We start from the raw sequence: 5,337 nt of genomic DNA on the forward strand, positions 1-5,337 counted from the left end.
TCTAACTTTCGATTAGTGTCGCGATTCGTCATCGATTCCGACACTGGGATTGGTTTTCGTTTTGAAGTGTCGCGATTCGATCCCTTTACCGACACTCACTCATCTTCTACCTTCTCCAGTGTCTCCATTTCCTTCCATTCGGGTCTTTACACGCTAACGCGGTAGCTGAGTGTCGCGATCAGCGCCAATACCCGACACTTCTCGCGCATGATTCATCTCAATGTCCACATCAGACCTTTTTCTGGACACTCAGCTCAAAATAAAAAAATTTTTTCTCCCTTTTTTCCTTATATATAACAAAGGCGTCAAAGGGAGGAAACTATATATGCTACTGAAATCACGTACAAAACCTAACCAACTTCTCGCACTAGAATATCTCACTAATCGAATCGAATTGAAACTCGAGCATAAAAACTACCTTACGGCTCTTCAAAAAGGTTTTGCTGGCGAAAAACAATTCGACCAGTTGACTAATAAACTGAATGAATCTTGTCTTGTCCTTCAAGATTTGCACCTCGAACTTAACCATTCACACTTTCAAATCGATACACTTATATTGACGAATGAGCAAGTCTACCTCTACGAAATCAAAAATTATACGAACAAATACTATTGCAAGGATGACAAATGGTTTCGTTTACCCGAATATGCCATTGACAATCCTCAAGCACAGCTCGAAAAATGTAAATCCAAACTTGAAATTTTATTAAGGAATTGGAATTGTCATTTGCCTATCCAAGCAAAATTAGTTTTTGTCAATCCGAGTTTCATTCTTTACCATGCTCCCATGAACCCTATTTTACTATTCGCGTCAGAAATCGGCTCCCATCTAAACGAGCTCGAAAATCCTTCTCATCGATCCGTCGATTCCCGCAGCGATGCTTTAGCAAAACGGCTGATCGCTAAACATAATATGATCAGCCAGAATTTTCAGACACACAACTCCCTGCCGGATTACACATTTGAAACAGTAAAAAAAGGACTCCGCTGTCCCACCTGTCAAGAAATTTTCACAGCAAAAACGCATCATCAACGTCAGCTGACCTGCCCGCATTGCTCCAGCAACCATTCGATAAAGAAGCTGTTTGAGCAAGCCTGCACTGAATATGAATTTTTATTTTCACAAAAGCCGCTCACGTTTTCTTTATTTGATAAATGGACTGGTGGCTGTTGTTCTTCAAAGAGAATTCAACGGTATTTAGGAAAAACTTATCTGAAAGAAGGTCAGGGGAAAGCTACAATTTATGTCCGGCCTCTACATGCTTAAATTTCTTTATTCAGTTTCAACAAATCTATAGATTAGAAGAAATGAGAGACCTCATTTCTTTTTTTTGAATAATATCCTATCTAATCCCGACACTGGATTTGGTTTTCGTTTTGAAGTGTCGCGATTCGTCATCGATTCCGACACTGGTCTCGGTTTCCGTTTTGAAGTGTCGCGATTCGATCCCTTTACCGACACTCACTCATCTTCTACCTTCTCCAGTGTCTCTATTCCCTTCCATTCGGGTCTTTACAGGCTAATGCGGTAGCTGAGTGTCGCAATTGACTGGGATGCCCGACTTTTCTCGCGCATGATTTATCTCAGTGTCCACATCAGACTGCTTGCTAGACACTCAGCGGTTCCCTTTGCGATTACTGTCGCGATACGCCATCGATCCCGACACTGGATTTGGTTTTCGCTTTGAAGTGTCGCGATTCAATCCCTTTACCGACACTCACTCAGCTTCTACCCTCTCCAGTGTCTCCATTCCCTTCCATTCGGGTCTTTACACGCTAATGCGGTAGCTGAGTGTCGCAATTGACTGGGATGCCCGACTTTTCTCGCGCATGATTTATCTCAGTGTCCACATCAGACTGCTTGCTAGACACTCAGCGGTTCCCTTTGCGATTACTGTCGCGATACGCCATCGATCCCGACACTGGATTTGGTTTTCGCTTTGAAGTGTCGCGATTCGATCCCTTTACCGACACTCACTCAGCTTCTACCTTCTCCAGTGTCTCTATTCCCTTCCATTCGGGTCTTTACAGGCTAATGCGGTAGCTGAGTGTCGCAATTGACTGGGATGACAGACACTTCTCGCGCATGATTCAGCTCAGTGTCCACATCAGACCGCTTGCTAGACACTCAGCGGTCCAACTTGCGATTACTGTCGCGATACGCCATCGATCCCGACACTGGATTTGGTTTCCGCTTTGAAGTGTCGCGATCCGATCCCTTTACCGACACTCACTCATCTTCTACCTTCCCCAGTGTCTCCATTCCCTTCCAATCGGGTCTTTTTGCGTTCCATTGAATACGAAAAAAACTTCTGGCACTCTTGTTGAGCACCAGAAGTTTTTCTGCATTCTTTCATTTCACTCTCTCTATTAAATACCACATGCTCACTCAGTTGAACCAGAGACTCCTGATCTTCTTAGCCGACCAGTTCCCCTAAAACAACTTTCACTATCTCATTTTCTTTCCGATCGATCAAGTACTGCCGGATGACTGGATCGATGTCCAATCTCTGCAACTGGATTTCGTCACCATCGGTCTTGGCCATATCGACATCGTTCAAGACACGGTGATAAGCATCCATCAGCAACCGTTTCGTCTCCGAAGTCCAGCTCTGAATCGTCCGACTTTCTCGGGATTTCTTTTCAAAGAAAGCTTCTGTTTCTTTTTTACTAAGATGCCAGTCCAACACCAGGAACTTGTCCCAGACGACTACCCGCATCCACTCGAACAGCAACCGATCTTTTTTGAGCAAGGCATAGAACAAGATAGCTTTGCTAGTGTGCTCATTTGTCACTAAAAACTGGTTGAATAAATAAACATCCAACTCTTCCAATCGTTTTTGTATCTCACTGAAAAATCGCATAGCTCGGTCCGGACTGTTTAACTGAAAAAGGTTTTCATCCAGAATTTTTTTCAGTATCTCTTCATAGGTTTTCCCTTGATGAAGAAGTCTAGCTACGATTTTTGTTTCCTCATACAAAAACGGTCGGGTGTTTAACGTGGTCAAGTAATTATTTTCTGTCATGGATACTCACTCATTTCGTTGAATTGTCTACTATCAGTATACCATTTATTGACCGATGGAACATGCACCATAAAAATGAATTCCGAACAAACTACAGATAAACACTTTTCGATACCCGACCTTTTGACCGGCACCCATCCAGAACAGCCTTTAGACGGAAAAAAGGCCTGGATCAGCATCCAGGCCTCCCTCATTATTCTTTTCATTTTCCTTACATGTGGATCGGCATACCCATTGCTAGCTCTGCCGCATCCATGATAGCCTCTCCGATAGACGGGTGGCCTTGAATAGTCAAAGCAACATCTTCGGCGACCTGACCGGACTCGATCGATAAAGCAAGCAGACAACTCAAATCTGCTGAACTCGGACCAGCTAATTGAGCCCCGACAATTTGCCCACCGGCTTCTTCATCCGTGATCAACCGTACAAAACCTTCCGCTTCATTCAAGGATAACGCACGCCCATTAGCGGCTAAAGGAAATTTACTTGCCTTGTAGCGTTTGCCTGCTTTTTTCGCTTCATCTGCCGACATACCCACAGTAGCCAACTCCGGTTCCGTATAAATCGATTTCGGCACGACTTTTTTGGCGACGACATTCTTATTCCCCTGAGCAATCGATTCAGCAACCAATTTCCCATGATACATTCCCTCATCTGCCAACATTGTTCCCGGCACGATATCTCCAATAGCATAGATCCCTTCAACAGTTGTCTGTAGATGATCGTTCACTTTCACTCTTCCTTCTGCATCCAATTCCACTTCTGTTTGATCCAATCCCAAAGTAGTGACGACCGGGATCCGACCGACCGTGACCAACGCTACGGATGAATGAACGGTCAATTCTTTCCCGTCTTTTTCATAGGTAATGGTCGTGTCAGTATCAGACGTTTCCACCTTTTTCGTCGTAACGCCAGTGACAATGTCTATTCCCTTTTTCGTATACTTCTTGTGCACCAAATCCGCCATGTCTTTATCAAAGAACGATAAGATCCGGTCTTCTTTTTCAAGAATCGTTACTTTCGAACCCAAGTTACTAAATGCAGCTGCCAGTTGAGACCCAATATAACCGCCTCCACCCACAACCGTGATCGATTCAGGTACTTCCGTCACATTTAACGCATCTGTCGTACTCAATACACGGTCTCCAAAAGGAATTTCTTCCAAAGAAGCCATCGTTGTTCCCGTCGCCAGAATGATCTGATCAAATGTCAATTCCATCGTTTCTTTTTCCGTATCCACTTGAAGTGTTTTATTGTTTTTAAACGTAGCTTTCCCTTCAATGATCTCCACTTTGTTTTTCTTCAACAATCCACGGACACCATTCGTTAATTTTGCCACAACTTCTTCATTTTTCCATTTTTGCATGGCATCCAAGTCAATGGAAACCGCGCCACTTTTCACGCCGAACACCTCAGAAGACTGGGCATTGTGAAACCGGTGTGCTGCCGTGATCAATGCTTTAGAAGGAATACAGCCCACATTCAGGCACGTTCCGCCAATATACGTTTTTTCAATGACTGTGACTTTTTGGCCTAATTGGGAAGCACGAATAGCTGCACTATACCCTGCAGGTCCGGCTCCGATTACGATCGTTTCTTTGTGCGAAGATTGGTTTGACATAAATAAAAACTCCTTCATTTTCATTTTTATTTTCAGACAGACAGTACTTTGCTATAAAAGGACGTTACACCCTTCACGAACTCTCTGCTCTATCTTATATGCCCACTTCAAGTATAAGCATACTACCTTTTGCGATTATCTCAAGAAATAAGCCTTACTTAGTATACTTCACTTTAATTCTGCAGACAAAAAATAAGACTCGCAAAATTAAATTTTACACAAACTAAAATAAAAAGCAAGCATCTTTTCCTTTTTTTTAAAAAAATCAGAGTGTTTCCCGCTTCTTCCAGTGGAGAGAAATAGGTTGACCTGACAGTATTATTTCCACTGATTTCACTCAAATTTGTAGTCAAAATTACAATCCCGTAAGAATTTCGCCTGTATTGTGCCCGACTGCACAACCCAGTTGCCTGAATCGACAATAGACGGTCAACTTCACAAAAATAGCAGCAGAAAGTTTCCGGATCGACTTCTATCCTGCTAACTTCACAAAAAACTAATTGCCAAAAGTAACTTCATCACAAAGACCCACTATTTCTATACAAAAAAGAGAATACACAACCCCTTTTTATCACCTAGTTATTTCTAGATGTGCCCCCGCCCCTCATTTCTGGACTTTACAGAAAAATTGCTAGCTGAGTGTCGCGTTTCAGCTTGGTGCTGGACACTTTTGAAGGATAATTGCGGTGA

General features: G+C 43.0%; 3 protein-coding genes. 1 reads left to right on the forward strand and 2 read right to left on the reverse strand.

The annotated features are described in order from the left end of the window. Nucleotides 1-325 precede the first annotated feature (325 nt). Complete coding sequence (locus H626_RS11130) at nucleotides 326-1,267, forward strand: nuclease-related domain-containing protein (protein ID WP_051237947.1); 942 nt, start codon at nucleotides 326-328, stop codon at nucleotides 1,265-1,267. Between the two features lie 1,150 nt (nucleotides 1,268-2,417). Here the strand turns inward: H626_RS11130 and H626_RS0110240 are convergent. Together H626_RS0110240 and lpdA are read right to left on the reverse strand one after the other, a co-directional pair. Further along, nucleotides 2,418-3,026 carry a DUF1819 family protein gene (locus tag H626_RS0110240; protein ID WP_027109276.1) on the reverse strand — a complete coding sequence of 203 codons (609 nt, stop codon included), beginning with the start codon at nucleotides 3,024-3,026 and terminating at the stop codon, nucleotides 2,418-2,420. 211 nt (nucleotides 3,027-3,237) lie between these two features. Continuing rightward, the gene (lpdA, locus tag H626_RS0110250) at nucleotides 3,238-4,647 is read right to left on the reverse strand and encodes a dihydrolipoyl dehydrogenase (protein WP_027109278.1); all 1,410 of its coding nucleotides are present in this window, start codon (nucleotides 4,645-4,647) and stop codon (nucleotides 3,238-3,240) included. Nucleotides 4,648-5,337: the final 690 nt, after the last annotated feature.

It is taken from the genome of Lacticigenium naphthae DSM 19658, from assembly GCF_000425865.1.
Taxonomy (GTDB): Bacteria; Bacillota; Bacilli; order Lactobacillales; family Carnobacteriaceae_A; genus Lacticigenium; species Lacticigenium naphthae.